This is a genomic window from Streptomyces sp. PsTaAH-137 (assembly GCF_003259365.1).
In the GTDB taxonomy this organism is placed as follows: Bacteria; Actinomycetota; Actinomycetes; order Streptomycetales; family Streptomycetaceae; genus Streptomyces.
Map to the genome: position 1 here is coordinate 453,903 of NZ_QLLY01000006.1, position 26,880 is coordinate 480,782.

At 70.7% G+C, this 26,880-nt stretch carries 22 protein-coding genes; 8 read left to right on the top strand and 14 right to left on the bottom strand.

The genetic code is table 11. From position 1 onward, the window contains the following. Nucleotide 1 precedes the first annotated feature (1 nt). Entirely contained in the window at nt 2-616 is a 615-nt protein-coding gene (locus K377_RS16650) for an OmpA family protein (protein WP_111664106.1), read from the top strand. Nucleotides 617-632: 16 nt separating this feature from the next. Here K377_RS16650 and K377_RS16655 read toward each other — a convergent pair whose 3' ends face one another. From K377_RS16655 to K377_RS16665, 3 genes are all read right to left on the bottom strand, one after another. Then, a complete protein-coding gene (locus K377_RS16655; RefSeq protein WP_111664107.1) occupies nt 633-2,318 on the bottom strand; it encodes a serine/threonine-protein kinase in 1,686 nt (561 codons plus the stop codon). A 112-nt stretch (nt 2,319-2,430) separates the two neighbouring features. Further along, nucleotides 2,431-3,747, bottom strand: coding sequence for a cytochrome P450 (locus tag K377_RS16660; RefSeq protein ID WP_111664108.1), 1,317 nt, complete (start codon nt 3,745-3,747; stop codon nt 2,431-2,433). 190 nt (nt 3,748-3,937) lie between these two features. Then, complete coding sequence (locus tag K377_RS16665; RefSeq protein WP_111664109.1) at nt 3,938-4,456, bottom strand: DinB family protein; 519 nt, start codon at nt 4,454-4,456, stop codon at nt 3,938-3,940. A gap of 109 nt (nt 4,457-4,565) precedes the next feature. On the opposite strand from K377_RS16665, the gene K377_RS16670 reads away from it, so the two are divergent. Continuing rightward, complete coding sequence (locus K377_RS16670; protein WP_111664215.1) at nt 4,566-5,408, top strand: class I SAM-dependent methyltransferase; 843 nt, start codon at nt 4,566-4,568, stop codon at nt 5,406-5,408. A gap of 545 nt (nt 5,409-5,953) precedes the next feature. On the opposite strand, the gene mgrA is transcribed toward K377_RS16670, so the two are convergent. Then, the gene (gene mgrA / locus K377_RS16675; RefSeq protein WP_111664110.1) at nt 5,954-6,991 is read right to left on the bottom strand and encodes an L-glyceraldehyde 3-phosphate reductase; all 1,038 of its coding nucleotides are present in this window, start codon (nt 6,989-6,991) and stop codon (nt 5,954-5,956) included. 119 nt (nt 6,992-7,110) lie between these two features. Here mgrA and K377_RS16680 point away from each other — a divergent pair, with 119 nt between their 5' ends. From K377_RS16680 to K377_RS16695, 4 genes are all read left to right on the top strand, one after another. After that, nucleotides 7,111-7,884, top strand: a complete 774-nt coding sequence (locus K377_RS16680; protein ID WP_111664111.1) for an isoprenyl transferase — start codon at nt 7,111-7,113, stop codon at nt 7,882-7,884. A gap of 338 nt (nt 7,885-8,222) precedes the next feature. Further along, nucleotides 8,223-9,548, top strand: coding sequence for a PhoH family protein (locus tag K377_RS16685; RefSeq protein ID WP_111664112.1), 1,326 nt, complete (start codon nt 8,223-8,225; stop codon nt 9,546-9,548). Nucleotides 9,549-9,969: 421 nt separating this feature from the next. Beyond that, entirely contained in the window at nt 9,970-10,677 is a 708-nt protein-coding gene (locus K377_RS16690) for a lytic transglycosylase domain-containing protein (RefSeq protein WP_111664113.1), read from the top strand. A 160-nt stretch (nt 10,678-10,837) separates the two neighbouring features. Continuing rightward, entirely contained in the window at nt 10,838-12,184 is a 1,347-nt protein-coding gene (locus K377_RS16695; RefSeq protein ID WP_111664114.1) for an AI-2E family transporter, read from the top strand. 266 nt (nt 12,185-12,450) lie between these two features. Here K377_RS16695 and K377_RS16700 read toward each other — a convergent pair whose 3' ends face one another. Continuing rightward, nucleotides 12,451-12,981, bottom strand: a complete 531-nt coding sequence (locus tag K377_RS16700) for an alkyl hydroperoxide reductase (RefSeq protein WP_111664115.1) — start codon at nt 12,979-12,981, stop codon at nt 12,451-12,453. Nucleotides 12,982-13,002: 21 nt separating this feature from the next. Then, on the bottom strand, nt 13,003-13,557 hold the full coding sequence (locus K377_RS16705) for a peroxiredoxin (RefSeq protein WP_018089323.1): 555 nt from the start codon (nt 13,555-13,557) through the stop codon (nt 13,003-13,005). A gap of 194 nt (nt 13,558-13,751) precedes the next feature. Here K377_RS16705 and K377_RS16710 point away from each other — a divergent pair, with 194 nt between their 5' ends. Next, a complete protein-coding gene (locus K377_RS16710) occupies nt 13,752-14,654 on the top strand; it encodes a LysR substrate-binding domain-containing protein (protein ID WP_111664116.1) in 903 nt (300 codons plus the stop codon). A gap of 71 nt (nt 14,655-14,725) precedes the next feature. Here the strand turns inward: K377_RS16710 and K377_RS16715 are convergent, their stop codons facing one another. The 5 genes from K377_RS16715 to K377_RS16735 form a co-directional block, all read right to left on the bottom strand. After that, nucleotides 14,726-17,044, bottom strand: a complete 2,319-nt coding sequence (locus K377_RS16715) for an ABC transporter permease (RefSeq protein WP_111664117.1) — start codon at nt 17,042-17,044, stop codon at nt 14,726-14,728. Beyond that, nucleotides 17,041-17,733, bottom strand: coding sequence for an ABC transporter ATP-binding protein (locus K377_RS16720; protein ID WP_111664118.1), 693 nt, complete (start codon nt 17,731-17,733; stop codon nt 17,041-17,043). The genes K377_RS16715 and K377_RS16720 overlap by 4 nt, the downstream gene beginning before the upstream one ends. Continuing rightward, the gene (locus K377_RS16725; protein WP_111664119.1) at nt 17,730-18,257 is read right to left on the bottom strand and encodes a PadR family transcriptional regulator; all 528 of its coding nucleotides are present in this window, start codon (nt 18,255-18,257) and stop codon (nt 17,730-17,732) included. The genes K377_RS16720 and K377_RS16725 overlap by 4 nt, the downstream gene beginning before the upstream one ends. Nucleotides 18,258-18,427: 170 nt before the next feature. Further along, the gene (locus K377_RS42285; protein ID WP_237551357.1) at nt 18,428-18,712 is read right to left on the bottom strand and encodes a hypothetical protein; all 285 of its coding nucleotides are present in this window, start codon (nt 18,710-18,712) and stop codon (nt 18,428-18,430) included. Next, the gene (locus K377_RS16735) at nt 18,658-19,587 is read right to left on the bottom strand and encodes an SPFH domain-containing protein (RefSeq protein ID WP_111664121.1); all 930 of its coding nucleotides are present in this window, start codon (nt 19,585-19,587) and stop codon (nt 18,658-18,660) included. Before K377_RS16735 ends, K377_RS42285 begins: the two co-directional genes overlap by 55 nt. A 319-nt stretch (nt 19,588-19,906) precedes the next feature. On the opposite strand from K377_RS16735, the gene K377_RS16740 reads away from it, so the two are divergent. Beyond that, complete coding sequence (locus K377_RS16740; RefSeq protein WP_111664122.1) at nt 19,907-22,231, top strand: transglycosylase domain-containing protein; 2,325 nt, start codon at nt 19,907-19,909, stop codon at nt 22,229-22,231. A 75-nt stretch (nt 22,232-22,306) separates the two neighbouring features. Here K377_RS16740 and K377_RS16745 read toward each other — a convergent pair whose 3' ends face one another. The 3 genes from K377_RS16745 to K377_RS16755 form a co-directional block, all read right to left on the bottom strand. After that, nucleotides 22,307-24,343 (bottom strand): SpoIIE family protein phosphatase, encoded by a 2,037-nt coding sequence (locus K377_RS16745; protein WP_375605924.1) that lies wholly within the window; start codon nt 24,341-24,343, stop codon nt 22,307-22,309. Between the two features lie 349 nt (nt 24,344-24,692). Continuing rightward, nucleotides 24,693-25,376, bottom strand: coding sequence for a DUF402 domain-containing protein (locus K377_RS16750; RefSeq protein WP_111664124.1), 684 nt, complete (start codon nt 25,374-25,376; stop codon nt 24,693-24,695). Nucleotides 25,377-25,450: 74 nt separating this feature from the next. Beyond that, nucleotides 25,451-26,836, bottom strand: a complete 1,386-nt coding sequence (locus K377_RS16755) for an aspartate ammonia-lyase (protein ID WP_111664125.1) — start codon at nt 26,834-26,836, stop codon at nt 25,451-25,453. Nucleotides 26,837-26,880: the final 44 nt, after the last annotated feature.

A 26,880-nucleotide genomic window follows, 5' to 3' on the forward strand; every position in this document is an offset into this window, starting at 1 on the left:
CATGCCCCGCCATCACCTGACCGCCGCCACGCTCACGGTCCTCCTGCTCGCCACCGGCACCGCGGTGGCGCACGCCGATGACAAGCCCTCCGCCCCGCCCGGCAGCACCACCACCTCGGCGCCCCCGGACGTCGACGCCAACAGCCCGGGCCTCAAACTGGCCGACGGCGCCACGCTGGCGCCCGCCAAGGTGCTGGACATCAAGTCGGTCGTCGAGGACCTCTCCGGCGACGAGCGCCGCTCCGACACCAACGAGACCGTGACGTTCGCCCTCCAGGCCGAGGTGCTCTTCCCGAAGGACAGCGCCAAGCTCAACCCCGACGCGCAGTCCCGCATCCAGGCGATCGCCGACGAGATCAAGTCCCAGAAGGCTTCCACGGTCCGGGTGTTCGGGTTCACCGACAACCTCGGCTCGTACGCGCACGGCCTGACGCTCTCCAAGAAGCGCGCGGAAGCCGTCCACGACCAGCTGACGGCAGCGCTCGGCGCGGCCGGCGGAGACGTCACCTTCCAGGTGCGGGGCTACAGCGAGGACTACCCGATCGCGGACAACGGCAGCGAGGAAGGCCGCAAGAAGAACCGCCGCGTGGAGGTCTCGTTCCCGAAGAGCGGCTGAGCCCGCGCGACCCGGCCTAGACCTTGCTCCAGTAGGCCATGTCCACGGACAGGAAGGCGATGTCGGGCATGGCGGTCGACTTCACGTCGATGACCATGGAGGCGAGCCGCCCGTCGCCGCTGCGGACACAGAACTGGGTGCCGGCCGCCGAGGCGGCCAGTGGCCACGTGTGGCTCTTCTTGCCGGTCTTCGTCTTGGTCATGAGGTCGCACATGTCGCGATCGGCGTCCGGCGTCCCGAAGATCTGCATGAACACGGCCGTGTCGCTGGTCAGTTCGCAGCCGGCCTGCCGGCAGGAGAACCGGATCTCGCCCTTGCGGTCCTTGCGCTGGTACGGGGCGTCGAAGCTCAGCGAGTTCTTCGCGTCCAGCCACATCTGCGACTCCCCGTGAACCGTCGGCTCCGCGGCCGGGCTCGTAGCAGCGCCGGGATCGGCGCCGGAGCTGTCGTCGGCGGCATCCGCCTGCACCCCCGACGCGGACGCCGACACGGACGGGGACGCCCCGGCCGAGGCGCCCGCGGACACCCCGGAACCGTTCCCCTTGTCGCGGCCGAACAGCCCGCCCGCGTCGCCGACCGTCCACGCCAGCACCGAAAGCACCAGCACCGAAGCCGTCACGGCCGCGCCGACAGCCAGCCGGACACCACGTCTTCGTACGGGAAGCCCGCTCGGCTCGGTCGGTGGAGCCCACGGGTTCAGGGGCGCCTGCGGCGAAGCCACCGTGAAACGAGCCGTGTCCGCCGAAGCCGAAGCCGAAGCCGAAGCCGAGCCCGGAACCGGCCCCGGCACCGGAACCTCCGTCCCCACCACCTCCCGCCACACCGCAGAAGCCCCACCCGCACCCGCGGCACCCCCGAGCCGTTCCCGGCACCACTCCACGATCTCGGCGGGAGTGGCCCGGTCGGCCGGATCGGCGGCGAGGCAGCGGGCCATCAGCGGCCGCAGCTCCTCGGGGAGCGGCGACAGGTCCGGCCGCTCGTGGACGATGCGGTACAGGACGGTGACCCCGGGCCCGTCGCCGTACAGCGGAGCGCCCAGCGCCGCGAACGCCGCCGTCTGACCGAGCGCGAAGACGTCCGTCGCCTCCGTGACCTCGGTGCCGGACGCCTGTTCGGGCGCCATGTACTGGGGCGTGCCGATGGCCAGGCCGCCGCTCGTCGCCGTGTACGAACTCAGCCCCGACGCCAGCGAGATGCCGAAGTCGATGACGCGCGGACCGTCACCGGCGAGCAGGACGTTCGAGGGCTTCAGGTCGCGGTGCACGACCCCGGCCGCGTGGATGGCCTGCAACGCCTCGGCCACGCCCGCCATCAGCCACAGCACCGCCGGCACCGGCAGCGGCCCGCGCCGCGCGACCGCCTCCGACAGCGAGGGGCCGGGCACGTACAGCGTGGCGAGCCACGGCGGATCGGCGTCCGCGTCCCCGTCGATCAGCTCGGCCGTGTACGCGCCCCGCACCCGCCGCGCCGCCTCCATCTCCCGGCGGAAGCGCCGCCGGAACGACGGGTCGTCGGCCAGCTCGGAGCGGACGACCTTGAGCGCCACCGGGCGGCCGCCCTGCGTGTGCGACAGATAGACCCGGCCCATGCCGCCCGCGCCGATCCGCGCCGCAACCCGGTAACCCGCGACCTCCACGGGATCGTCGGCCTGCAACGGCCCGAAACCCGCCCCGGCCTGCCCCGCGTCCCCCCTGAGCTCCATGCTCCCCGGGCCCCTTCCCCTGCACCCCTGCACCCCGGTCAACAGATGGTTGACCCCTGCACGTGAAGCAGCAGCTTATGCCGCCCCGGATGCCCCGATGCCCCAGGAGTCGCTAGAGCCGCACCGGCAGCGAGTCCACCCCGTACACGATCGACAGCTTGCGGAACTCCAGTTCCCCGGGGGCCACCGCGAGCTGCAACTCGGGGAAGCGGCGGACCAGTTGGGGGAAGGCGGCGCGCAGTTCCATCTTGCCCAGCTCGGCGCCGATGCAGCGGTGGATGCCGTAGCCGAAGGCCAGGTGGGACGCGGTGGGCGGGCGCGAGGGGAGAAAGGCGTCCATGTCGTCGCCCTCCGCGCCGAGCCGCGGGTCCCGGTCGGCCGCGCTGAGCGACACGATCACGATGTCGCCGCTGGATATCGGTAGGCCGCCTATCTCGACGTCCTCGCGGGCGAACCGCGGGAAGGCCGTCTGCACGACCGTCAGATGACGCAGCAACTCGTCCACGAACGGCGCCGCGACCGCCGCCGGGTCCTCCGCGTCGCGCAGCGCCGCGAAGTGCTCCCGGTCGCTGAGCATGATCATGGTGCCGAGCGCGAGCATGCTCGCCGTCGTCTCCAGACCACCGGTCAGCACCCCGTCCGCGAGGCCGGTCAGCTCCTCGTCGGTGATGTTGTCGCCGTGCTCGCGCACCAGCATGCCGAGCAGGCCCTCGCCCGGATCGCGCCGCTGCTGGGCGACGACACCGCGCAAGTAGTCGAGCGACTGCGACACGGCCCCGAACGACGCGCCCGCGCCGCCCAGCACGTCGAACCGCGCCACGGAGAACTGCTGGAACGCCTCCCGCTCCTCATAGGGCACGCCCAGGAGTTCACAGATCACCAGCGCCGGCACCGGCATCGCGAAGTGCTCGACGAGGTCGGCCGTGCCGTCGGGCGACTCGCGCACCGCCTTCTCCAGCTGGGCCAGCTGCTCCTCGACGATCGCGTGGATGCGCGGCGTCAGCCGCGACAGCCGGCGCATCGTGAACTCGGGTGTCAGCAGCCGGCGCAGCCGGGTGTGGTCCGGCGGGTCGCAGAAGCCGAGCCCGCCCGGGTTCTGGTCCTCGCCGGCGCCGCCCACGCCCACCAGGTGCCGGAAGTCGTTGCTGAACGCCTTGGCGTTGCCGAGGACCTCCTTCGCCTCTTCGTAGCCCGACACCAGCCAGACCGTCATGCCGGGGATCGGCAGCCTGCTGACCGGCTCCCGGTCGCGCAGCGCGCCGATCTCGGGGACCGGGTCGACCCCCTCGCGGCGCAGCGGCAGCAGCGCACCGTCGGGCAGCTTCGACAGGATCGACAGATCCAGGCCCGTCCCCTTTCTCCGCAGCCGGGAGAAGTAGAGGCGGGTCAGCCAGCTCGCTATGGCGGAACGTGCAGATCGTACGTACATGTGCTCGCGTCTCTGCGGTGAAGTGGGACGGACGGGCCCGATGTGGGGGACGTGGGCCAAGGTGGTCAAGCGGCGGGGGTGCGTCAAGGGTATGTGCGCCCCCGGGGGGCCGGGAAAGAGGGCCAGCCCCTGAGAAGACCCTGTGGACATCCCCCGTACATCCCTGAGGACACCCCCCGCCCTCGGACCTCTACCGGGGCAGCGGCGGCAGGTAGCCCGTCGCGCCGTCCGTCAACTCCCGCAGGATGTCCATGTGGCCCAGGTGCCGGGCCGTCTCCTCCAGCATGTGCACCAGCACCCAGCGCATCGACACCGTTCTGCCGTCCCAGGCCGTGCCCGTCTCCTCCAGGCCGGTCCCGGCGATGGCCCGGTCGGCGGCGGTGCGCGCACGCGCGTAGAAGGCGAGGAGGCTCTCGACGGTCTCGTCGTCGGCGGCCACGATGTCCTCGCCCTGGTACGGGTCGAACCACAGCGGCTCGCTCTCCCGGCCGAACGTGTCGCAGAACCAGCTGTACTCGACCGTCGCCAGATGCTTCACGAGCCCCAGCAGGTTCGTCCCCGACGGCGTCAGCGGCCGCCGGGCCCGCGCCTCGTCGAGCCCCTGGAGCTTCCACACGACACCGTCCCGGTGCCGGTCGAGCGCCACGTGCAGGCTCTCCTTCTCCGTGCCCTCGTACGGGACGTGCCGCGTCGTCGGCGTGCTGGTCATCGGTGGTCCTCCCCGGTTCGGTGGGCAGAAAGTAGCAGGACCCCCGGACAACGGAAGGGCGTGGAAAAAGGGGAGGAGCGCTCCGGTCTTCCCTGGGACCATGGGTGTCATGAACGGCGAGGACACCAGGGACACGGGCGGCACCACGGGACAGGCGGAGCACACGGCGCACACGGCAGACAGGTCCTACGAGGACCTGGTCGCCGAGGCGGTCGCCGCGCCCACCGAGGGCTGGGACTTCTCCTGGTTCGAGGGCCGCGCCACCGAGGAGCGGCCCTCGTGGGGCTATGCCCGGCTGATGGGGGAGAAGCTCGCCGGCGTCGACGCGGCGCTCGATCTGCACACCGGCGGCGGCGAGGTGCTCGACCTGGCCCCGAGCCTGCCGCGCCTGACGGCCGCCACCGAGGGCTGGCCGCCGAACGTGGCGAAGGCCTCCCGCCGGCTCGCCCCGCGCGGCGTGGTCGTGGTCGCGTCCCCCGACGACGCCCCGCTGCCCTTCGCCGACGCCACCTTCGACCTGGTCACCGCCCGCCATCCGGTCCGGGCGGACTTCCCCGAGATCGCCCGCGTGCTGCGCCCCGGCGGCTCCTACTTCGCCCAGCACGTCGGCCCCAGCAGCGTGTTCGAGGTCGTCGAGTACTTCCTCGGCCCGCAGCCGGAGGAGGTGCGCCGGGGCCGCGACCCGCAGAAGGAGGCCGGGCAGGCGCGGGCGGCGGGCCTGGAGATCGTCGACCTGCGCGCCGAGCGGCTGCGCATCGAGTTCCACGACGTCGGCGCGGTCGTCCACTTCCTGCGCAAGGTCGTCTGGATGGTCCCGGGCTTCACCGCGGAGGCGTACGAGCCCCAACTGCGCGCCCTGCACGAGCGGATCGGGAAGGAAGGGCCGTTCGTGGCCCACAGCTCCCGCCACCTGATCGAGGCCCGCAAGCCCGAGGCGCGCTCCTCGCATTGAGCAAAGGGTGCAAACCGGGCGCCTGGAGCAACCGATTCCGCATCGTTACCGAGACGCACTCGATCCTCACGTAAACCTCACGTAAGTTCAGACCAACGGCAATTCGCGCCAGCAAAGCTGCGCGGCGGTACCGCGCGGTGGAGGGGGCTGCGCGGTACCGCTTGCCACCTCCCGGGCCCGGCACCGTCGCCGCGCGACCCGAATGCGCCATATCTGCGACGCCCTTCGCGGCCCGCCCCGGCGGCGTCAACCTCGCGCCTGACACGGGAGAGGGACCCCGAACCTCCGGCGAAGCGCCTGTGAAGACGGTGTCAAAGACGCCTGTGGGCCCGCTGTGCAGCGGCCGGAAAGCTACCTCCAGCAGTCGCCGGGCGATTGCGGAGAGTAGTTGTGGCACGCCGATGGAGGCATCCGCACTTACGAAGGGTTATGGTGGAAACCCCCCCTCGGGCCGGTCCGTCTCCCCCCCACGGACCGGCCCGTTTTTTGTCCGCACATACGGACACGTCAAGCCCCGCTCAGGGACCCGCCGGGGGCGAACCGGATCAGCTGCGTCCGGCCCAGATGTTCGTACCGGGCGTGGAGACCGCGAACGAGTCGATTTCGGTCAGTTCGCCGTCCGTCAGCTTCGGAGCGGCCAGCGCCGCCACGTTGTTCTCCAGCTGCCGCACGCTGGAGGCGCCGATCAGGGCCGACGTCATCCGCTCGTCGCGCAGCACCCAGTTCAGCGCGAGCTGGGCCAGGGACTGGCCGCGGCGCTGCGCGATGTCGTTCAGCCCGTTCAGCCGGCGCACCACGTCCTCGCTCAGCAGGTTCGGGTCGAGCGACTTGCCCTGCGTGGCGCGCGAGCCCTCCGGGATGCCCTTCAGGTACTTGTCCGTCAGCAGGCCCTGCGCGAGCGGCGCGAAGGAGATGCAGCCCATGCCCGCCGTCTCCAGCGTGTCGAGCAGCGCGTCGTCCTCGGTCCAGCGGTTGATCATCGAGTAGGACGGCTGGTGGATCAGGGCCGGGACGCCCATCTCCTTGAGGATCCGCGCGGCCTCGGCCGTCTGCTCGCTGGTGTACGACGAGACGCCCACGTACAGCGCCTTGCCCTGCTGCACCGCCGAGGCGAGGGCGCCCATCGTCTCCTCGAGCGGGGTGTTCGGGTCGAAGCGGTGCGAGTAGAAGATGTCGACGTAGTCCACGCCCATCCGCTTCAGCGAGGCGTCGAGCGACGACATCAGGTACTTGCGGCTGCCCCACTCGCCGTACGGGCCGGGGTGCATCAGATAGCCGGCCTTCGTGGAGAGGACCAGCTCGTCGCGGTACGGGGCGAAGTCCTGCGCGAAGATCTTGCCGAAGTTCAGCTCGGCCGAGCCGGGCGGGGGACCGTAGTTGTTCGCCAGGTCGAAGTGGGTGACGCCGAGGTCGAAGGCGCGGCGCAGGATCGCGCGCTGGGAGCCGAGCGTGCGGTCGTCCCCGAAGTTGTGCCACAGACCCAGCGAGATCGCGGGCAGCTTCAGGCCGCTGCGGCCGGTGCGCCGGTACTCCATCGCGTCGTAGCGGTCCGCCGAGGCCACATAGGGAGAGGTGTCGTTCATGGGTACGAAACTACGTCAGGGTGCTGTCGGTGCACTGACACCCCACAGCTCCCACCCGGTTTTGCGGCTGTAGGCTTTCGCCTTCGGGGACCGTCGTCTGCACGGAGGGGCAAAAGACCGTGAACCTGCGGGACAGGCTGCGCGGCCTGCTGGTCAGGCTGTACGCACGCCGGGTCGAAGGCCACCTGGACCACGACCAGGTGCCCAAGCACATCGGCGTCATCATGGACGGCAACCGGCGCTGGGCGAAGGCCGCCGGCTCCACCCCGGCCCAGGGGCACCAGGCGGGCGCCGCCAAGATCGAGGAGTTCCTCGGCTGGTGCAGCGAGACGGACGTCGAGGTCGTCACCCTGTGGCTGCTGTCGACGGACAACTTCGACCGGCCCGCGGAGGAACTGGTCCCGCTGCTCGGCATCATCGAGGACACCGTCCGCGCCCTCGCGGCCGACGGCCGCTGGCGCGTCCACCACGTGGGCACCCCCGACATCCTCCCCGAGGGCATGCAGGGCATCCTCAAGGAGGCCGAGGAGGCCACCGCCCAGCGCGACGGAATACTGGTCAACGTGGCGATCGGCTACGGCGGCCGCCAGGAGATCGCCGACGCCGTCCGCTCGATGGTCCTGGACGCCGGGGAGAAGGGGCAGTCGATCGAGGAGCTGGCCGACGCCGTCTCCGTCGACCTGATCGGCGAGCACCTCTACACCAAGGCCCAGCCCGACCCGGACCTCGTCATCCGCACCAGCGGCGAGCAGCGCCTGTCGGGCTTCATGCTCTGGCAAACGGCCCACTCCGAGTACTACTTCTGTGAAGTCTTCTGGCCTGCCTTCCGCAAGGTCGACTTCCTGCGCGCGATGCGCGACTACGCCCTCCGGCACCGGCGTTTCGGCGGCTGATCCGCCCGCACCCGGACCGCACCCGGGGGACGCACGACATCAGGAGTTAACGCACGCGCCGCCCTATGCCCTGGCATGGCTGCGCGTGTTCGAGGGAATAACCCTCCCAGGTCGGTGTCCGCACCAAGGACACCGCATCTCAGCGGGCGGCACGGGGCCGCCCGCCCGGGAGGCCCTTTGCACCAGGACGACCGCACACGAACCCGTGCGGATGACGACTTGGAGGGCCGGCTCTCGGCCCGCTGCGCGGGGCCGACGACCGGCAGCCTTCGCCGGTACCCCCGGCCCAGAAACTCCTCCGTCGCTCCCCGACCTCATCCGAGGGGGTACGTCCTTCCGTGGTGACCAGCAACAAGCGCCTGCGTAAAGCCGAACGGCGCACTTATGTTCTCGACACCAGCGTCCTGCTGGCCGATCCCAATGCCATGACCCGGTTCGACGAGCACGAAGTCGTGCTGCCGATCGTCGTGGTCACGGAGTTGGAGGCCAAGAGGCACCATCCCGAGCTCGGTTACTTCGCCCGGCAGGCCCTGCGCCTGCTGGACGACTACCGGGTTCGCTACGGACGCCTGGACGCCCCGATCCCCACCGGAGACCTGGGCGGCACGCTGCGCGTCGAGCTCAACCACTCCGACCCCGCCGTCCTCCCTGCGGGCTACCGCCTGGGTGACAACGATTCCCGGATCCTGGCAGTGGCCCGCAATCTGCAGGCCGAGGGATTCGACGTCACGGTCGTGTCGAAGGATCTCCCGCTCCGGATCAAGGCGTCGTCGGTCGGCCTCCTCGCCGAGGAGTACCGCGCCGAACTCGCCATCACCGACTCCGGTTTCACCGGAATGTCCGAACTGACCCTCTCCGGCGAGCAGGTCGACCTGCTCTTCGAGGAGGAGACGCTCTACGTTCCCGAGGCCGCCGACCTCCCCGTGCACACGGGCCTGACGATCCACTCCGAGCGCGGCAAGGCCCTCGGCCGGGTCACGCCGGAGGGCAACGTCCGGGTGGTGCGCGGCGACCGGGAGGCCTTCGGGCTCAAGGGGCGCAGCGCCGAGCAGCGGATCGCGCTCGATCTGCTCCTCGACCCGGACGTCGGCATCGTCTCCATGGGCGGCCGGGCCGGCACCGGCAAGTCGGCGCTCGCCCTCTGCGCGGGCCTGGAGGCCGTCCTGGAGCGGCGCCAGCACAAGAAGGTGATGGTCTTCCGTCCGCTGTACGCGGTCGGCGGCCAGGAACTCGGCTATCTGCCCGGCAGCGAGGCCGACAAGATGGGGCCGTGGGCGCAGGCCGTCTTCGACACCCTCTCGGCCGTGACGAGCCGGGACGTGATCGAGGAGATCACGGCCCGCGGGATGCTGGAGGTCCTTCCGCTCACCCACATCCGCGGCCGCTCGCTGCACGACGCGTTCGTGATCGTGGACGAGGCCCAGTCCCTGGAGCGCAATGTCCTGCTGACGGTGCTCTCCCGCATCGGGGCCAACTCGCGTGTCGTCCTCACCCACGACGTCGCCCAGCGCGACAACCTGAGGGTCGGCCGGTACGACGGTGTGGTCGCCGTCGTCGAGAAGCTGAAGGGGCATCCGCTGTTCGCCCACGTCACGCTGACGCGCTCGGAGCGGTCGCAGATCGCGGCGCTGGTGACCGAAATGCTGGAGGACGTCCAGATTTAAAGCAGTTGGACCCGAAAGGGTGCTCGGCAGGCGCCGCCCGGAGAAGCCAGAGAGCTTAGCCGGGCGGCGTCTGTGTGCGCGGGCGTTTCCTGAATTCCCCTGCGCCAAACGGGGTGTGAGCTTTCCCACGCAACGCAGAATTGCCTTGCGGCGTCCGAATACGGCAGAGTCACGGTCCTGTCAGGCCCCGCATACGACACTTGCGTACCCCCAGCGGTACAGAACCACCGCAGTACCAGCTGCACCTTGAACTCCATAACGGCCGTCGTATGCCGCCCGCGCACCACGCGGCGCTCCCCGCAAAGGAGTTGCCCACCGGGCCCGTGCCTCCCGTGACCCCGCAGTTGGGAGGCCAGCGTTCAGGGGCACGATTGCGTCCGCGACGGTCACACTCAAGCGGGCGATGCTGGAAGGAAACCGTGTGAGCCGGATTTCGGTCCGGGGATTCGCAGTGGCTTCGGCCACCGCGGTCACCACTGTCGGCGCCGTCGTGGGTGTTGCCTCGGGCAGCACCGCTCAGCCTGCTGAGGCTGAGGCCACGGCGAGCGACGCGACCCTCCTCGCCGACATACCCGCGGGCCAGCAGGCCCAGGTTCAGACCTCGTCCCTCGAGCAGCAGGCTCAGACGCAGGCCATCGCCGCGGACAACGCTGCGCAGAAGACCGCGGAGGAGGCGGCCCGCAAGAAGGCCGCCGACGACGCCGTCGCGAAGCAGCAGGCCGCGCAGGACGCGAAGGAGAAGGCCGAGAAGGAGGCCAAGGAGCGCGAGGAGGCCAAGAAGGCCGCCAGCCGCTCCGAGACCCGCGACGCCTCCAGCTTCAGCACGCAGTCCTCGTACTCGGTCGCACAGATCCAGGCGATGGCGCGTCAGATGGTGCCGTCCGGCCAGTTCCAGTGCTTCAGCAACATCGTGAACCACGAGTCGAGCTGGAACTACCGCGCGACCAACGCCTCGTCGGGCGCCTACGGTCTCTTCCAGGCACTGCCCGCCTCCAAGTACTCCTCGGCGGGCGCCGACTGGCAGACCAACCCGGCCACGCAGATCAAGTGGGGCCTGAACTACATGAACGACCGTTACGGCAGCCCCTGTGACGCCTGGTCCTTCTGGCAGGCCAACAGCTGGTACTAGAACGCGATCGCGTGCGCGTTCAACCTTCCGGAGCCCCTCACCGTCCTTACGGTGAGGGGCTCCGGCCGTATCAGGATGTACGGTCGGTGTGAAATGCGCCCCAGGGGGAACTGGGGGTGCTGCCACGGGGACCCCCGCGGGGGAAATCAGAGGACGGATCATGTCGCGAGTTCCAGGCTGGCTCGGCCGGGTAGGGGCCGGAATCAGCAAGGTCGGTGAGCGCCTGGACGAGCGCAGGGCCGAGGCCGAGCGGGACGGGGACGACCCGGCGCCGCGCCGCAGCCCCACGCCTCCCGAGGAGGTCGACGGGACGTCGGGCGACCAGGTTCCCGCACCGCCGGCGTACGCGCCCGCCGTGACGGCGCGTCCCGAGCCCGTGGCCGCCGTGCCCTGGGGGCTGCGGGTCGCCGCCGAGGCGGGGTGGCGGCTGCTGGTCCTCGCGGGCGCGGTCTGGATCCTGATGAAGGTCATCAGCTCCGTGCAGTTGGTGGTGTTCGCGTTCGTCGCGGCGCTGCTCATCACGGCGCTGCTCCAGCCGACCGTGGCCCGGCTGCGCCGGCACGGGGTGCCGCGCGGGCTCGCGACGGCGCTCACCGCGATCCTCGGCTTCGTCATCATGGGGCTCGTCGGCTGGTTCGTGGTCTGGCAGGTCCAGGAGAACATCGACACGCTCTCCGATCAGGTCCAGGACGGCATCGACGAGTTGCGCAAGTGGCTGCTCAACAGCCCCTTCCACGTCACCGAGGACCAGATCAACGACATCGCCAAGCAACTGCGCGACGCGATCGGCGCGAACACGAACGCGATCACCACCGCCGGTCTGGAGGGCGTCACCGTCATCGTCGAGGCGATGACCGGCATCCTCCTGGCGATGTTCTCGACGCTGTTCCTGCTCTACGACGGCAAGCGCATCTGGGAGTGGACCCTCAAGCTCGTTCCCGCGCAGGCCCGGCCGGGGATCGCGGGGGCGGGGCCGCGGGCCTGGCGCACGCTCACCGCGTATGTCCGCGGGACCGTCATAGTCGCCCTCATCGACGCCATCTTCATCGGCCTCGGCATCTTCTTCCTCGGGGTTCCGATGGCGGTGCCGCTCGCCGTCTTCATCTTCCTGTTCGCGTTCATCCCGCTCGTCGGCGCCGTGGTCTCCGGTGCGCTCGCCGTCGTCGTCGCGCTGGTCACGCAGGGCGTGTTCACCGCCGTGATGGTGCTGGTCGTCGTGCTCGCCGTGCAGCAGATCGAGGGGCACATCCTCCAGCCGTTCATCCTCGGCCGTGCCGTCCGGGTCCATCCGCTGGCCGTCGTGCTCGCCGTCGCCACCGGCAGCATGGTGTCCGGCATCGGGGGCGCCGTGGTGGCCGTCCCGCTGGTCGCCGTCACCAACACCGTCGTCGGCTATCTCCGCAGCTGGTCCCAGGAAGCCTCCCTCCGCCACTCCCCGTCCCCCCACGGCGCCACAGCCACCCCGGTGGCCCCGGTCTCCCCACCATCGGACACCCCCACCAACTGAGCACACCGCCCCGGCCCCTGGGCAGTCCTCCGAGCGCGCCACCGTGGTGGCCGGCCGCGCAGTTCCCCGCGCCCCTGAGATGCGCACTTCGTGCGCCATCTCATCAAGAGAGGCGCCCCCGCGGCCTCTAGGGGAGGCGGCGCGAAGCGCCTGCCTCAGGGGCGCGGGGAACTGCGCGAGAAGCGGCCACCGGTGCGCACGCGGCGACGAGACGCAAAAGGTCGGCCCCGGCACAGATACGTGCCGGGGCCGACCCATGGACCCGCTTACGCCAGGATGGCTTCCGCGTCGAGCGTGACCGCCACCGCCTGAATCACAGAAGCGATCTTGAACGCCTCCTGCACGACCTCCCGGTCGACCCCGGCCTTGCGCAGCACCTGCTCGTGCGAGTCGAGGCACATCCCGCAGCCGTTGATCGCGGAGACCGCGAACGACCACAGCTCGAAGTCGACCTTGTCGACCCCGGGGTTGCCGATGACGTTCATCCGCAGACCGGCGCGCATCGTCCCGTACTCGTCGTCCGAGAGCAGGTGACGCGTGCGGTAGAAGACGTTGTTCATCGACATGACGGCGGCAGCCGACTTCGCGGCCTTGAACGCCTCCGGCGACAGATTCGCCTCGGCCTCCGGCGCCAGCTCGCGCAGCACGTGCGGCGAGCGGGACGCGATGGCGGTCGCCAGGACCGTGCCCCACAGCTGCTGCTGCGGCAGGTCCGAGTTGCCGATGACCGAGCCCAGGTTGAGCTTCAGGTCCTTCGCGTAGTCCGGTATGGCGGACTTCAGTTCGTCGAGAGCCATGTCAGTACCCCTACCCTTCCGTCACTCGCCCGAGAGCAGCGCGACCGGGTCCAGGGTCTCGTCGCCCTTGCTCCAGTTGCACGGGCAGAGCTCGTCCGTCTGGAGCGCGTCGAGGACCCGCAGGACCTCCTTGGGGTTACGGCCGACGGAGCCGGCGGTCACCATCGTGAACTGGATCTCGTTGTTCTGGTCGACGATGAAGACGGCACGCTGCGCGAAGCCGTCCTCGCCCTCGATGCCGAGGTCACGCATGAGCTCGTGCTTGGAGTCGGCCAGCATCGGGAAGGGCAGGTCCGTCAGGTCCGGGTGGTCCTTGCGCCAGGCGTGGTGCACGAACTCGGAGTCGCCGGAGAAGCCGAGGACCTGCGCGTCACGGTCGGCGAACTCGTCGTTCAGCTTGCCGAAGGCGGCGATCTCGGTGGGGCACACGAAGGTGAAGTCCTTGGGCCACGCGAACACGATCTTCCACTTGCCCTCGTAGGTCTTGTGGTTGATCTGCTCGAACTCCTGGCCTTTCTCCAGCGAGACGCAGGCGGTCAGGTCGAACTCGGGGAACTTGTCACCGACAGTGAGCACGCGCTCTCCTTGCAGCTAGAAAGGTCCCTTTTTGAGGGACTTTTCTGTGGGTTGGACTGTGAGCGATCGTGGCACAGAGTGCATTGATTACGGAAATAGCTAGACTCGGTCGTGTTGATCGGAGGTGGCTATCAGTGGCCGTCAGCAAGGGGAAGCCCGCGGGTGGGCGGCGCAGGCAGCCGAGCCTCGCGCAAATGCGGGCGTTCGCGGCGGTCGCGGAGCATCTGCACTTCCGGGACGCCGCAGCGGGGATCGGGATGAGCCAGCCCGCGCTGTCGGGAGCCGTGTCGGCCCTGGAGGAGGTGCTGGGGGTGACCCTTGTCGAGCGTACGACGAGAAAGGTGCTGCTCTCGCCCGCCGGGGAACGGATCGCGGTGCGGGCGCGCGCCGTGCTCGACGAGGTCGGGGCGCTGATGGAGGAGGCCGAGTCGGTCCGGGCGCCGTTCACGGGCGCGCTGCGGCTCGGGGTGATCCCGACCGTGGCCCCGTACCTGCTGCCGACCGTGCTGCGGCTCGTGCACGAGACGTACCCGGAGCTGGACCTCCAGGTGCACGAGGAGCAGACCTCGTCGCTGGTCGAGGGGCTCGGGGCCGGACGGCTCGACCTGCTGCTGCTCGCCGTGCCGCTCGGCGTGCCCGGAATCGCCGAACTCCCGCTGTTCGACGAGGACTTCGTGCTCGTCACGCCGCTCGACCACTGGCTGGGCGGCCGTGAGGGGATTCCGCGCGAGGCGCTGCGCGAACTGAATCTGCTGCTGCTCGACGAGGGGCACTGCCTGCGCGATCAGGCGCTGGACATCTGCCGGGAGGCGGGCCGTGGTGACGCTCCCGTCACCACGACCGCCGCCGGGCTCGCCACCCTGGTCCAACTCGTCGCCGGCGGGCTCGGGGTGACGCTTCTTCCCCGTACCGCCGTGGCCGTCGAGACGAGCCGGAGCAGTCAGCTGCTGACCGGGTACTTCGCCGAGCCGGCGCCCACGCGCAGGGTGGCTCTCGCCATGCGCGCGGGCGCGGCTCGCTCCGCCGAGTACCGGGAGTTGGGGTCGGCCCTGCGGGATGCCCTGCGGGGGCTGCCCGTTCGGATCCTGGGGGACTGAGGTTCCGCGCGTCCGCCGGGTGCCGGTCGAGTGTGGCCGGTCGCGCAGTTCCCCGCGCCCCTTTCGGGGCCCTACTCCGTGCGCAGGCCCTCCGGGCGCATCAGGCGGTACAGCGGCGGCAGGCTCAGCAGGGTGACCGCCGCGATCGCGGCCAGGCCCACGCCCGCCAGCGGCAGGAACGCCAGCCAGTCCGTCACCGGGGCGCCGACCATGCGGAGCATCAGGGTGCCGAGGGCCAGGCCGCCGCCGACGGCCACCACCATGCCGAGGGCGACCGGGATCGCCGTCTGCCACAGGACCGACCAGGCCAGGGTCGAGCGGCGGGTGCCGTAGGCGACGAGGATCGACAACAGGCGCCTGCGGTCGCGGAGTTGCTCGATCTGCGAGACCAGCAGCGACGCCGCGATCAGCGTCATCGTCAGGGCGGCGGCGGAGAACAGGCCGCGCCGGATCGCCTCGTACTCGTCGTTGAACGCGACCGACCGGAACGCGGAGACGTTCATCGTCGGGTCGAGCCGGTAGGCGGTGTTGCGGACGTACTCGGCGGCGTCCGGCACGTCCGGGTCGAGCTGGATCTGCGTGCTCACCATCCCGTTGGTCAGGTCGCGCACGTCGACGGTGGACGGGGTGGCGAGGATGCCGCCGAGGTGCCGGCCGTTCGGGGCGCGCCGGGACGGGACCGTGCGGGCGTCCTTCGGCACCGTCCAGTGGGCCTTCGTACCGAGGTCGTCGATGACGAGCCGGGCGCCCGGCTTGCCGTCCCTGGTCAGCGTCTCGTCGTCGTCGTTGAAGTCGGACCCGGTGACCCGGAAGACGTCGCCGTCCTTGCAGGAGGGCAGCTTCGCCAGCTCGCGCAGGGTGCCGCAGGAGCCGACGGTGAGCGGCACGGTGGGCTGGGCGACGTCGGGGCTCGGCTTCGAGCCGACCGGGGTCATCGAGCTGTCGATGGTGCCGATCACCTTGCGCACGCCCTTGGTCGTCTCCAGCTCCCGCACGATGCGCTCGGCCGTGCGGCCGGAGGTGACGTCGGCGTTGGTCCCGATCTGGGCTCGCGTCGTGTCCTGGCCCGTGGACTCGCTGAAGTTCCCGTCGATCCCGCCCAGATACATCTGCAGGGCGATGCCGCCCGCCACCGCGATGGTGATCCCGGCGACTGCGCGGCTCGCGCCGGTGCTGTGCAACTGGAGCCTGCGCACGGCCAGTTGCCACGGCACCGGGCCGCCGCGCAGCCGGTGCACGACCGCCTCCACCAGCCACGGCAGGACGAGGACCAGGCCGATCAGGGTGAGCGCGATGCCGGCGGAGGTCTGGAAGACGCCGAACGAGCCGAGGCTCGACACCGAACCCGTCGTCAGCAGCAGCGCGGCACCGACCACCGGCACCACGAGCCGCCACCACAGGCGGCGGGAGCGGGTGCGTCCGCCGCGTACGACACCGAGCGGTTCGATCGTCACCGAGCGCAGCGCGAACACCGTGACCGCGACCGCGGAGACCGGCACGGCCACCAGGACGAGGACGGCGAGGGCCGGTACGGGCGAGAAGTCGGAGGGGAACCCCGACAGCCGCCAGATCTCCACCACCCCGAGCAACTGCCGCCCCGCAAGGAAGAGGACGACGCCGACGACGAGACCGAGGAGCGTGCCGAACAGGGCCTCGCCCGCCGCCGTGCGCCGGGTCGTGCGGGCGTCCGCGCCGACCAGCCGCAGCGCGGCCAGGCGCCGGTCGCGCCGCTCGCCGCCGAACCGGACGGCCGTCGCGATGAAGATGGCGACCGGGACCAGCAGCACGACGCAGGCCAGCACGATGAGCACGATGAGGCTCGGGTCGAGGGCGGGCCGCTTGTAGCTCATCCCGAAGTGGTCGATGCGGGCGGTGCTCGTCCCGTACTTGAGTGTGTCGCTGCCCGCGTAGAAGTACAGCTCGAAGGGGGTGTCCAGGCCCGCGTCGCCGATGGTGCCGACGATCCGGTAGGCGTAGCGCTCCTTGAGGAGCTTGCCCTCGGGGGAGTCGAGGAGCTTCCTCAGGGCAGGCGAGACCACCATCTCGCCGGGGCCCGGCAGTTTGTCGACACCCGGAGGCACCGGCGGGTGCGCGCCCTCGGGGCGCAGCAACGAGCCGCTGACGAACTCGTCGCGGAAGTCGGACGAGGCGCTGGCGACGATCATCGTGTCGTCGGCGGGCTTGAGGACGTGGTCGACGCCGACGCCCAACAGGCGGGCGTCGCCGCGCTCGTCGCGCTCGTGCATGAACGTCGGCACCGAGGCCGCGCCGAGCAGCACGGCCACGCCGAGGGCCACGCCCACGGCGGTGAGCAGGGTGCGGATCCAGCCCTCGCGGCCGCCGGACACGGCGAACCGCATGCCGAGGGCGAGGTCGCGGGCGAAGCTCATCGGGCGAACTCCATGTCCCGCGACTTGCCGTCCCGTACGACGATCTCGCGGTCGGAGTAGGCGGCGACCCGGGCCTCGTGCGTGACCAGGACGACGGCGGCGTTCGCGCCGCGCGCGGCCTCGGTCAGCAGCTCCATGACCCGCTCGCCGTTGAGGGAGTCCAGGGCGCCGGTCGGCTCGTCGGCGAAGAGCAGGCGCGGGTTGGTGACCAGCGAGCGGGCCACGGCGACGCGCTGGCCCTGGCCGCCCGATATCTCACCGGGGCGCTTGGCGGCGAGGTCGTCGACCTCAAGCCGCGCCAGCCAGGAGGCCGCCTGCCGCTCGGCCTCCTTGCGCTTGGTGCCGTTCAGCCGCAGCGGCAGCGCGACGTTCTCCACGCAGGTCAGCTCCGGGACCAACTGCCCGAACTGGAAGACGAAGCCGAAGTCGGTGCGGCGCAGGGCGCTGCGCTCGGCGTCGGACAGCGTGGTCAGCTCGCGGCCGTCGTAGGTGATGGAGCCGGAGTCCGGGGTGACGATGCCGGCCAGACAGTGCAGCAGCGTCGACTTGCCGGAGCCGGAGGGGCCCATGACGGCGACGACCTCGCCGGGGTGGACGGAGAACGAGGCGCCGTCGAGCGCGGGCGTCGGGCCGTACGCCTTGTGCAGATCGGTGGCGGTGAGCAGGGCACCGGCGGGCGTGGGGGTCATGCGGGACGGACCTCCGCGGCGAGACGGTCGAGGCGCGCGGCGGTCAGTTCGAGCCAGCGCAGGTCGGCTTCCAGGTGGAACAGGGCGTGGTCGCAGATCAGCTGGTCGGCGAGGTCGCCCTTGCGCTTGCGGTCCGTGAGGATGCGCATCAGGCGCAGGTGCTCGGCGCGCTGGGTGTCGAGGATCGTCGCCGCGTCGCGCTCGGTCAGCAGCGCCAGGACGACCTTCGTGTAGAGCGTCGACTGGAGGTACGGTTCCGGCTTCTCCGGGGTCGCCAGCCACTGCCGTACGTCGGTGATGCCGGCGTCGGTGATCGCGTACCGCTTGCGCTCCGGGCCGTCGCCGGCCTCTATCCCGTCGACCTCCACGAGGCCGTTCTTCAGGAGGCGGGACATGGTCGAGTAGACCTGCCCGTAGTGCAGCGGCTTGTCGTGGCCGAACGTCGAGTCGAAGGTGCGCTTGAGGTCGTAGCCGTGCCGGGGGCCGGCTTCGAGGAGCCCGAGAAGGGTGTGACCGATGGACATGACGACGACTGTACACCGTGTGTATACCCGGGGTGTATAGCCGCTCATTCGTCTGCGGCCCGGTGGCCGCCTCTCGCGCAGTTCCCCGCGCCCCTGAAGCGAGCTGCGCTCGCTCAACTCAGGGGCGCGGGGAACTGCGCGACCAGCCCCCACCGGCCGTCGGTCGAAAGTCAGCCGCCGGTCGCGGGGCCGCCGTCGCCGTCCGGGTTCGAAGGCGGACGCCCCCGTCGGGGGATCGGGCCGGCCCCGCCAGGGAGCCGGCCCGAATCGGCCAGAGCGCGTCGCAGCAGAAACTCGATCTGCGCGTTCGCCGAGCGGAGCTCATCGCCGGCCCACCGCGCGAGCGCGTCGTACACGGCGGGATCGAGGCGCAGCAGCACCTGCTTACGCGGGCGGGGAGTCACTGGTAGAGCGTCCCGGTGTTCAGCACGGGCTGCGCCGCACGGTCCCCGCAGAGCACCACGAGCAGGTTCGAGACCATGGCGGCCTTGCGCTCCTCGTCCAGCTCGACGATGTCCTGCTCGGAGATCCGGGCGAGCGCGGCCTCGACCATGCCGACCGCGCCGTCCACGATCTGCCGCCGCGCGGCGACCACGGCGCCGGCCTGCTGACGCTGGAGCATCGCCGAGGCGATCTCCGGCGCGTACGCGAGGTGCGTGAACCGGGACTCGATGATCTGGACCCCGGCCGCCTCCACGCGCGCGTGCAGCTCGACGGCCAGCTTCTCGGTGATCTCCTCGGCGTTCCCGCGCAGCGACAGGCCGCCCTCGTCATGGGCGTCGTACGGGTACTCGATCGCGATGTGCCGGACCGCCGCCTCGGTCTGCGTGGAGACGAACTCCAGGAAGTCGTCGACCTCGAAGGTGGCCTGCGCGGTGTCCTCGACCTTCCACACCACGACCGCGGCGAGCTCGATCGGGTTGCCGTAGGCGTCGTTGACCTTGAGGACGGCCGTCTCGTGGTTGCGTACGCGCGTCGAGATCTTGGTGCGCGAGGTGAGCGGGTTCACCCAGCGCAGGCCGTCGGTGCGGATCGTGCCCCGGTAGCGGCCGAAGAGCTGGACGACGCGGGCCTCGCCCGGCGCCACCATGTTCAGCCCGCACATGGCGAAGACGGCGGCGATCGCGAGCACGATGCCCACCGCGATCAGGACGGCCTTGGCGCCGTTCGAGTCGAGCCCCGCGCCGACGGCGACGAGCCCCGCCCCGACGACGAGTCCGACGAGGCCGAGCAGCAGGGCGAGACCGCCGCCGATGCTGGTGGCCGTGAATTCGCGCACGCCGGTCCTGGGCATCTGCGGCACGTCGGGTGTGGCGTCCGTCTCGGGCATGACTGTCCCCGTTTCCCTGAAGCCTTGCTGAGCTGCTGGTTCACGCCGGAGGTGACGCGGACCCTGTCTAGCAAAGTGATATCACTTTAACCCGAACGGCAACCTTACGCACCTGTTGCTCGTCGGATCTCTTGGGGCGCGTGCTGATTGTCACGTCCCGAAAAGCCCGGACGGTCCGGTTTTGGTCGGTAGGCGCGGTGTTAGCTTCATGCACTGATTAGGCCTGCTGGGGGTGGAAGGGCCGGGTTCACAGGCCGGTGCGGCATGATCCGCGCACCGGAGCACGCCGAGAACGACGAGATGCGGAGCGGTAGACGTCATGGGCCGAGCGGAAGAGCGGCGGGCACGGCAGCGCGGGGGCGCACGCCGTGCCGCGCCCGCCCCTGCGACGGGACACCGTGCCGAGGGCGGGCGCGCGGACCGTAGGAAGAGCAAGGACGACCGGGGGTTCATACGCAGGATGTTCACCTGGAAGAAGATCCTGGGCGCCTTCTTCGGCGTCGTGCTGCTCTGCATGGGCGCGTTCGTCGTGCTCTACATGATCATCGACGTCCCCGACGGGAACAACCAGGCGAAGCTACAGAGCAACGTCTTCAAGTACAGCGACGGCAGCGTCATGGCCCGCACCGGCGACGTCAACCGCGAGATCGTCGACCTGTCGGAGCTCACCCCCGAGGTGCAGCGCTCCTTCGTCGCCGCCGAGAACAAGTCGTTCTACACCGACAAGGGCGTCGACCTGAAGGGCACCGCCCGCGGTCTGTTCAACACCCTGTCCGGCAAGGGCAAGCAGGGTGGTTCGACGATCACCCAGCAGTACGTGAAGAACTACTACCTCACGCAGGACCAGACCGTCACGCGCAAGCTGAAGGAACTGGTCATCTCGCTGAAGGTGGAGCGGCAGTACTCCAAGGAAGAGATCCTCGCCGGGTACATCAACACCAGCTACTACGGCCGCGGCGCCTGGGGCATCCAGGCCGCCGCGCAGGCGTACTACGGGATCGACGCCTCGAAGCTGAGCCCGAACCAGGGCGCGTACCTGGCCGCGCTGCTCCAGGCCCCCAGCCAGTACGACTATTCGAGCGCCACCCCCACCGGCAAGAAGCTCGTCAAGGCCCGCTGGAACTACGTCCTCGACAACATGGTCGAGATGCACTGGCTCGACGCGGGCAAGCGCAAGGACTACACCTTCCCCACGCCGCACAAGCCGAAGGCCGCCTCCGGCCTCACCGGCCAGGAGGGCTATCTCTACGAGGCCGCGAAGGCCGAGGCCATCAAGGACCTCGACATCCCCAAGGAGAAGTTCGACGCCGGCGGCTACACGATCACCCTCAACATCGACCGCAAGAAGCAGCAGCAGCTGGAGAAGTCGGTCAAGGACCAGCTGACCGACAAGCTGGACACCAAGCACAGCAAGACCGACGCGGACGTGCAGGCCGGAGCGGTGTCGGTCGACCCGAAGACCGGCAAGGTCCTCGCGATGTACGGCGGCGAGGGCTACCCCGGGCACTACACCAACAACGCCACGCGCGCCGACTACCAGCCCGCCTCCACGTTCAAGCCGATCATCCTGGCGGCGGCCCTCGCCGACGGCGCCGAGAACGAGTCCGGCCAGCAGATCAAGGCGAGCACCAGCTACGACGGCACGAGCAAGCGCCCGGTGGAGGAAGGCGGCACGAAGGTCGGCTTCGCCCCGCCGAACGAGGACGACCAGGACTACGGGCCGGTCACCGTGCAGACCGCCATGAACAAGTCCATCAACTCCGTCTTCGCCCAGATGGGCGCCGACGTCGGCATGGACAAGGTCATGGAGACGGCCAAGGCGCTCGGCATGAACTCCGACGACCTCAAGCCGTACTACGCCCAGACCCTCGGCACCATGGGCGCGAGCCCGCTGGAGATGGCCGGGGTCTACGCGACGCTCGACAACCACGGCAAGAAGGTCACCCCGAAGCTCCTCAAGTCGGTGTCCTACGGGGGCTCGAAGGAATCGCTGCCGGACGCCATCGGCAGCCAGGTCCTGGAGCACGGGGTCGCCGACTCGGTCACCTCGGTGCTGACCGGCGTGGTCGACGACGGTACGGCGAAGGCGTCGGTCCGCGACAACCCGGCGCGCGACGGCCAGCAGGTGGCGGGCAAGACGGGTACGTCGGACTGCAACCGCTCGGCCTGGTTCACCGGCTACACCCCGGACCTCGTGACCTCCGTCGGCCTGTTCGGTGAGGCCGCCGGGAAGCGCACCCTGTCCTGCGACGACAAGAAGACACCGGTCGGCAAGGGCGGTCAGGTCTCGCTGAGCGGCGCGGCCGGCGGCGGCCGGGTCAACGGTGGCGCGTTCCCGGCCCAGATCTGGGCGCAGTACACCTTCAACGCGACCGGCTCCAGCGGCAAGTTCAGCCTGGACACGGACATGGGCGCGGGCGTCAAGCCCACGACGTCCGCCCCGGTCACGCCGAGCGACACGCCGAGCCAGACGCCGAGCCAGACGCCGACGACGAAGGCGCCGAGCCAGACGCCGACGACGCCGAGCCAGGAGCCGACGACCCAGACGCCGACCCAGACGCCGACGACGGAGGAGCCGCCGCCGTCGGACTCCCCGACGATCGAGATCCCGGAGAACCCGGTGAACGGCAGAGAAGAGCAGTAGCCAGGGCGGTACGCCGAAGGGGCGCCGGATGTTCTCCGGCGCCCCTTCGGCGTTCCTGCACAGCCCTCGCGCGCCCTACGAGGCGCCGCCGCCCGGCCGCGCCAGCTCGAACCAGACCACCTTGCCGGTGGACAGCCGGGTGGCGCCCCAGCGTCTGGCGAGACGGTTCACCAGGAACAGGCCGCGGCCGCCCTCGTCGGTGGCGCGCGCCTGCCGCTGCCGGGGCAACTGCGGTACGTCGTCGCCGACTTCGCAGCGCAGTACGTCGGTGCGCAGCAGCCGCAGCGTCACCGGCCGGGACGCGTACCGCACCGCGTTCGTGACGACCTCGCTGACCAGCAGCTCGACGGAGTCGGTCAGCTCCTCCAGGCCCCAGCGGGCCAGCGCGCTGCGCGCGAGGCGCCGGGCCCGGGAGGGCGCGGCGTCCTCCGGTTCCAGGAACCAGTACGCGACATCGCTCGGCGCGATCCCGTCGAAGCGGGCGGCGAGCAGCGCGATGTCGTCGTCCCGGTCGCCCGGGCCGAGCATGTCCAGCACCTCGTCGCAGAGGGCCTCCAGGGGCGGCGGATGGTCCGGGCCCGTCAACTGGGCCGTGTTCGCCAGCCGTTCGCGCAGCTGCTCTATGCCCGTCCACACGTCACGCAGCCGGGACTCGACGAGCCCGTCCGTGTAGAGGAGCAGGGTCGCCCCGGCGGGCGCGTCCAGCTCCACGGCCTCGAAGTCGACGCCGCCGACGCCGATCGGGGCGCCCGGCGGCACCCGCAGCACCTCCGCGCGCCCGCCCAGGTGCAGCAGGACCGGCGGCGGATGCCCGGCGTTGGCGATCGTGATGCGGTGCGAGACCGGGTCGTAGACCGCGTACATGCAGGTCGCCATGCGGTCGGTGCCGAGCCGCTGCGCCTGCTCGTCGAGATGGTGCAGGACCTCCTGCGGCGGCAGGTCGAGCCCCGCGAGGGTCTGCGCCGTCGTGCGCAGCTGGCCCATGATGGCCGCCGACGTCATCGAGTGCCCCATGACGTCACCGACGACCAGGGCGACCCGGCTGCCCGGCAGCGGGATCGCGTCGTACCAGTCGCCGCCGACCCGCGCCGTCTCCGCCGCCGGCAGATAGCGCGAGGCCAGCCGGACGCCCGTCGGACGCGGCAGGGTCTCCGGGAGCATGGTGCGCTGCAACTCGTCGGCGATGTACGCCTCGCGCCCGTACAGGACCGCCTTGTCGATGCCGAGCGCGCTGTGCGTCGCCAGCTGCCCGGCCACCAGCAGGTCGTCGGGGTCGAAGGCGATCCGGTCCTGGCGGCGCAGGAAGACCGCGGCCCCGATCACCCTGCGGCGCCCGCGCAGCGGAGCCAGGATGACCCGCTGCCCGGTCGGCAGCGACGGCTCGCCGCCCAGGAGTTCGGGCAGCGCGGCCTGCGCGGCCGTCGTGTTCGCGAACACCGGGCGCACGCCGCGCAGCACCTCGGCGAGCGCGCCGCCGACCCGCACCTCGCACAACTCGGAACTGCCCGCTGCCAGTTCCGTCTGCGGCGCGAGCGGCACGGTCAGGATCGAGCCGTTCTCGGTGTCGACGTCGTCGGCGTCGGGGATCCGGTCGGTGCGGCGCAGACGGAGCACCATCGGGCCCGTCGGCCGCTCGTCACCGACGGGCAGCGGCTCGCGGAGATAGACCAGGATCGCGTCGGAGAACGTCGGCACCGTGGCCCGGCACAGGCCCATCACGATCTCGTCGAGGTCGATACCGCGCGCGATCCGCCGGGTCGCGGCGCCCACGAACCGCAGCCGGTCCCCGTCCCGGCGCATCGCCACCGGCTGGCCCGTCGGACGCGGCTGCCCGGAGCGCCGCTCGGCGCCGTCCGGCGGACCGGACGGATCGGGGCGCACCGGCTCGGGCGACGGCGTCCGCGGCTGCGAGTGCTCGGCGCCCGCGGCGTCGGAGGCGTCCGCCGTGGATGAGGGCGTGGCGGAGCGGCGCGGCTGTTCCGGTAACCCGCTGGAGCCCTCGGCGGACTGCGGGGTGTGCCGCAGCGCCGCGCGAGGGTCCGCGGGGCGGGCCGCCATGCCGTGATGGCGGCCTTCGTGGGAGCCTTGATAAGAGGCTGAGTGCTCCGTCACGCGTGTCGAATCCGTCCGTCCGGGGCTGCGCGCCGTGCCACTGGTGCCTGCAGAAAGGCCGATACCCGGAACGCGTGCCCAGGGAACGGAATCCCGGCGCCGCACGGTACGGAGACGTCTGCGGGCAGGTGTCTGTCGGCCATCTCGGGTGGAGGCAGGCTGAGTTGACGGTGCACGCCGTCCGGTCCACCCACGCTCACGGTCCCGCCACCCCTCGATGACCTCGTTGACATCGTGTCAGACCCACTACGCGTGCGAAGAGTTGCTGCCTGAACTCCACACATCTGCAGGGTGTCCGCTCTTGCGGAGGACGATCCTACGTTTCCTCCCCGGGGGCGCATCAAGGGTCTCATGAGGACACATGCGCGGGCGTACGGTCCCAGTCGGCGGGCAGCTCCGGCACCGGCCACGCCGGATCGGGGCGCCAGCGCTCCCAGCCGTCGGCGAACGGATGGCCCCAGCCCTCGATCACCTCGACCGCCCGCGCGCCCGCCTCCCGCACCCGCCGGGCCTGCTCCGCGCTCATCAGGCCGACCGCCTGGGCCTGCGCGAACTCGTCCTCGTCGTGCCAGCGCCAGCTCCGGTCCTCGTACACCGACAGGTCGAGGAAGTGGTCCTCGGAGTCGACCCCGCCCGACCAGCGGGTCCGCGGCTGTTCGAGGTTCACGTACCAGTTGCGGAAGCGCCAGCCCTGCTCCCAGAACAGCCACACCGACCACGGCTCGCCGGGGCGCGCCAGCTTCAGCACGCCCGCGCCGAACCAGCGGTCGCGGCGCACCACGCGCGGCTTGGTGTAGCGCGTCGCCAGCGGCTCGCGGTGCAGCGGGGTGCCGTCCGCGAGCACCGGCCGGACGCACTCGGTGCCGGGGGCCATCCAGGCGGCGAGGAGTTCGTCGGTGTCCTGGACGACGGTGACCGGACGGCAGATGTGGACCGGGCCGGAATCAGGGTGTCCCGTATTGGCGCGATAACGCCACAGGATCCGCTCACCGGGCGCCCAGCGCCCCTCGCCCGTCCGGTCGTTGTCTGTCATGGACAGATATTAGGTGCCGCTGGCATACGACGGCAGCGACCGGCGTCACGATTACGTCATCCGGCCATCAGTCGTTACGGACGGGTCATCCGCAGGACATCGAGCGCCTCGTCCAACTGGGCCTCCGTCAGGTCGCCGCGCTCGACGTAGCCGCCCTCCAGGACGACCTCGCGGATGGTCCTCCGCTCCGCTAGGGACTTCTTGGCGACCTTGGCCGCCTCCTCGTAGCCGATGTACTTGTTCAGCGGGGTCACGACCGACGGGGACGACTCGGCGTACTCGCGGGCGCGCTCGCGGTTGGCGGTGATGCCGTCGACCGTGCGGTCGGCGAGGAGCCGCGAGACGTTGGCGAGCAGCCTGATCGATTCCAGGACATTCTTGGCGATCACCGGAAGCATCACGTTCAGCTCGAAATTGCCCGCCGCACCCGCCGTGGCCACGGTCGCGTCGTTGCCGATCACCTGAGCGGCGACCATCAGCGTCGCCTCGGGAATGACCGGATTCACCTTGCCCGGCATGATCGAGGAACCGGGCTGGAGGTCGGGGAGGTTGATCTCGGCGAGGCCCGTGCGCGGACCGGACGCCGCCCACCGCAGATCATTGGCGATCTTCGTCAGGCCGACCGCGATGGTGCGCAGCTGTCCACTGGTCTCCACGATGCCGTCGCGCGCGCCCTGCGCCTCGAAGTGGTCGCGGGCCTCGGTCAGCGGAAGCCCGGTGGCGCGGGCCACCTCGGCGATCACGGCCGGGGAGAACCCGGGCGGCGTGTTGATCCCCGTACCGACCGCCGTGCCGCCCAACGGCAGTTCGGCGAGGCGGGGGAGCGAGGCGGTGAGGCGCTCGACGCCGTAGCGGATCTGCGCCGCGTACCCGCCGAACTCCTGGCCCAGCGTCACCGGCGTCGCGTCCATCAGGTGCGTACGGCCCGACTTCACGACGTCGGCGAACTCCTCCGCCTTGCGCTCCAGGGACGCGGCGAGGTGCTCCAGGGCCGGGATCAGGTCGTGCGTGACGGCGGCCGTCGCGGCGATGTGGATCGAGGAGGGGAAGACGTCGTTCGACGACTGAGAGGCGTTGACGTGGTCGTTCGGGTGCACGTCACGGCCCAGGCGCTCGGTGGCCAGGGTGGCCAGCACCTCGTTCGTGTTCATGTTCGACGAGGTGCCGGAGCCGGTCTGGAAGACGTCGACCGGGAACTCGTCGTCCCAGCGGCCCTCGGCGACCTCGGCCGCCGCGTCCGCGATGGCGCCGGCGATGTCCTTGTCGAGCACCCCCAGCTCGGCGTTGACCTTCGCGGCCGCGCCCTTGATACGGGCCAGGGCCTCGATGTGGGCGCGCTCCAGGCGCTGTCCGGAGACGGGGAAGTTCTCCACGGCGCGCTGGGTCTGGGCCCGCCACTTGGCGGCGGCGGGGACACGGACCTCGCCCATGGAATCGTGCTCGATGCGGTAGTCGGTCATACCCGGTACAGCACGTGCACCCGCGCCGGTGTTCCCGGCGCTGA

Bases quoted from the DNA above. Each gene is read 5' to 3' on its own strand.
- K377_RS16695 (WP_111664114.1), top strand. From the start codon at position 10,838: ATGTCGCGAGTTCCAGGCTGGCTCGGCCGGGTAGGGGCCGGAATCAGC.
- K377_RS16710 (WP_111664116.1), top strand. From the start codon at position 13,752: ATGCGGGCGTTCGCGGCGGTCGCGGAGCATCTGCACTTCCGGGACGCC.
- K377_RS16720 (WP_111664118.1), bottom strand. From the start codon at position 17,733: ATGACCCCCACGCCCGCCGGTGCCCTGCTCACCGCCACCGATCTGCAC.
- K377_RS16660 (WP_111664108.1), bottom strand. From the start codon at position 3,747: ATGTACGTACGATCTGCACGTTCCGCCATAGCGAGCTGGCTGACCCGC.
- K377_RS16740 (WP_111664122.1), top strand. From the start codon at position 19,907: ATGGGCCGAGCGGAAGAGCGGCGGGCACGGCAGCGCGGGGGCGCACGC.
- mgrA (WP_111664110.1), bottom strand. From the start codon at position 6,991: ATGAACGACACCTCTCCCTATGTGGCCTCGGCGGACCGCTACGACGCG.
- K377_RS16755 (WP_111664125.1), bottom strand. From the start codon at position 26,836: ATGACCGACTACCGCATCGAGCACGATTCCATGGGCGAGGTCCGTGTC.
- K377_RS16700 (WP_111664115.1), bottom strand. From the start codon at position 12,981: ATGGCTCTCGACGAACTGAAGTCCGCCATACCGGACTACGCGAAGGAC.
- K377_RS16665 (WP_111664109.1), bottom strand. From the start codon at position 4,456: ATGACCAGCACGCCGACGACGCGGCACGTCCCGTACGAGGGCACGGAG.
- K377_RS16725 (WP_111664119.1), bottom strand. From the start codon at position 18,257: ATGTCCATCGGTCACACCCTTCTCGGGCTCCTCGAAGCCGGCCCCCGG.
- K377_RS16655 (WP_111664107.1), bottom strand. From the start codon at position 2,318: ATGGAGCTCAGGGGGGACGCGGGGCAGGCCGGGGCGGGTTTCGGGCCG.
- K377_RS16715 (WP_111664117.1), bottom strand. From the start codon at position 17,044: ATGAGCTTCGCCCGCGACCTCGCCCTCGGCATGCGGTTCGCCGTGTCC.
- K377_RS16670 (WP_111664215.1), top strand. From the start codon at position 4,566: ATGAACGGCGAGGACACCAGGGACACGGGCGGCACCACGGGACAGGCG.
- K377_RS16650 (WP_111664106.1), top strand. From the start codon at position 2: ATGCCCCGCCATCACCTGACCGCCGCCACGCTCACGGTCCTCCTGCTC.
- K377_RS16750 (WP_111664124.1), bottom strand. From the start codon at position 25,376: ATGACAGACAACGACCGGACGGGCGAGGGGCGCTGGGCGCCCGGTGAG.
- K377_RS16735 (WP_111664121.1), bottom strand. From the start codon at position 19,587: ATGCCCGAGACGGACGCCACACCCGACGTGCCGCAGATGCCCAGGACC.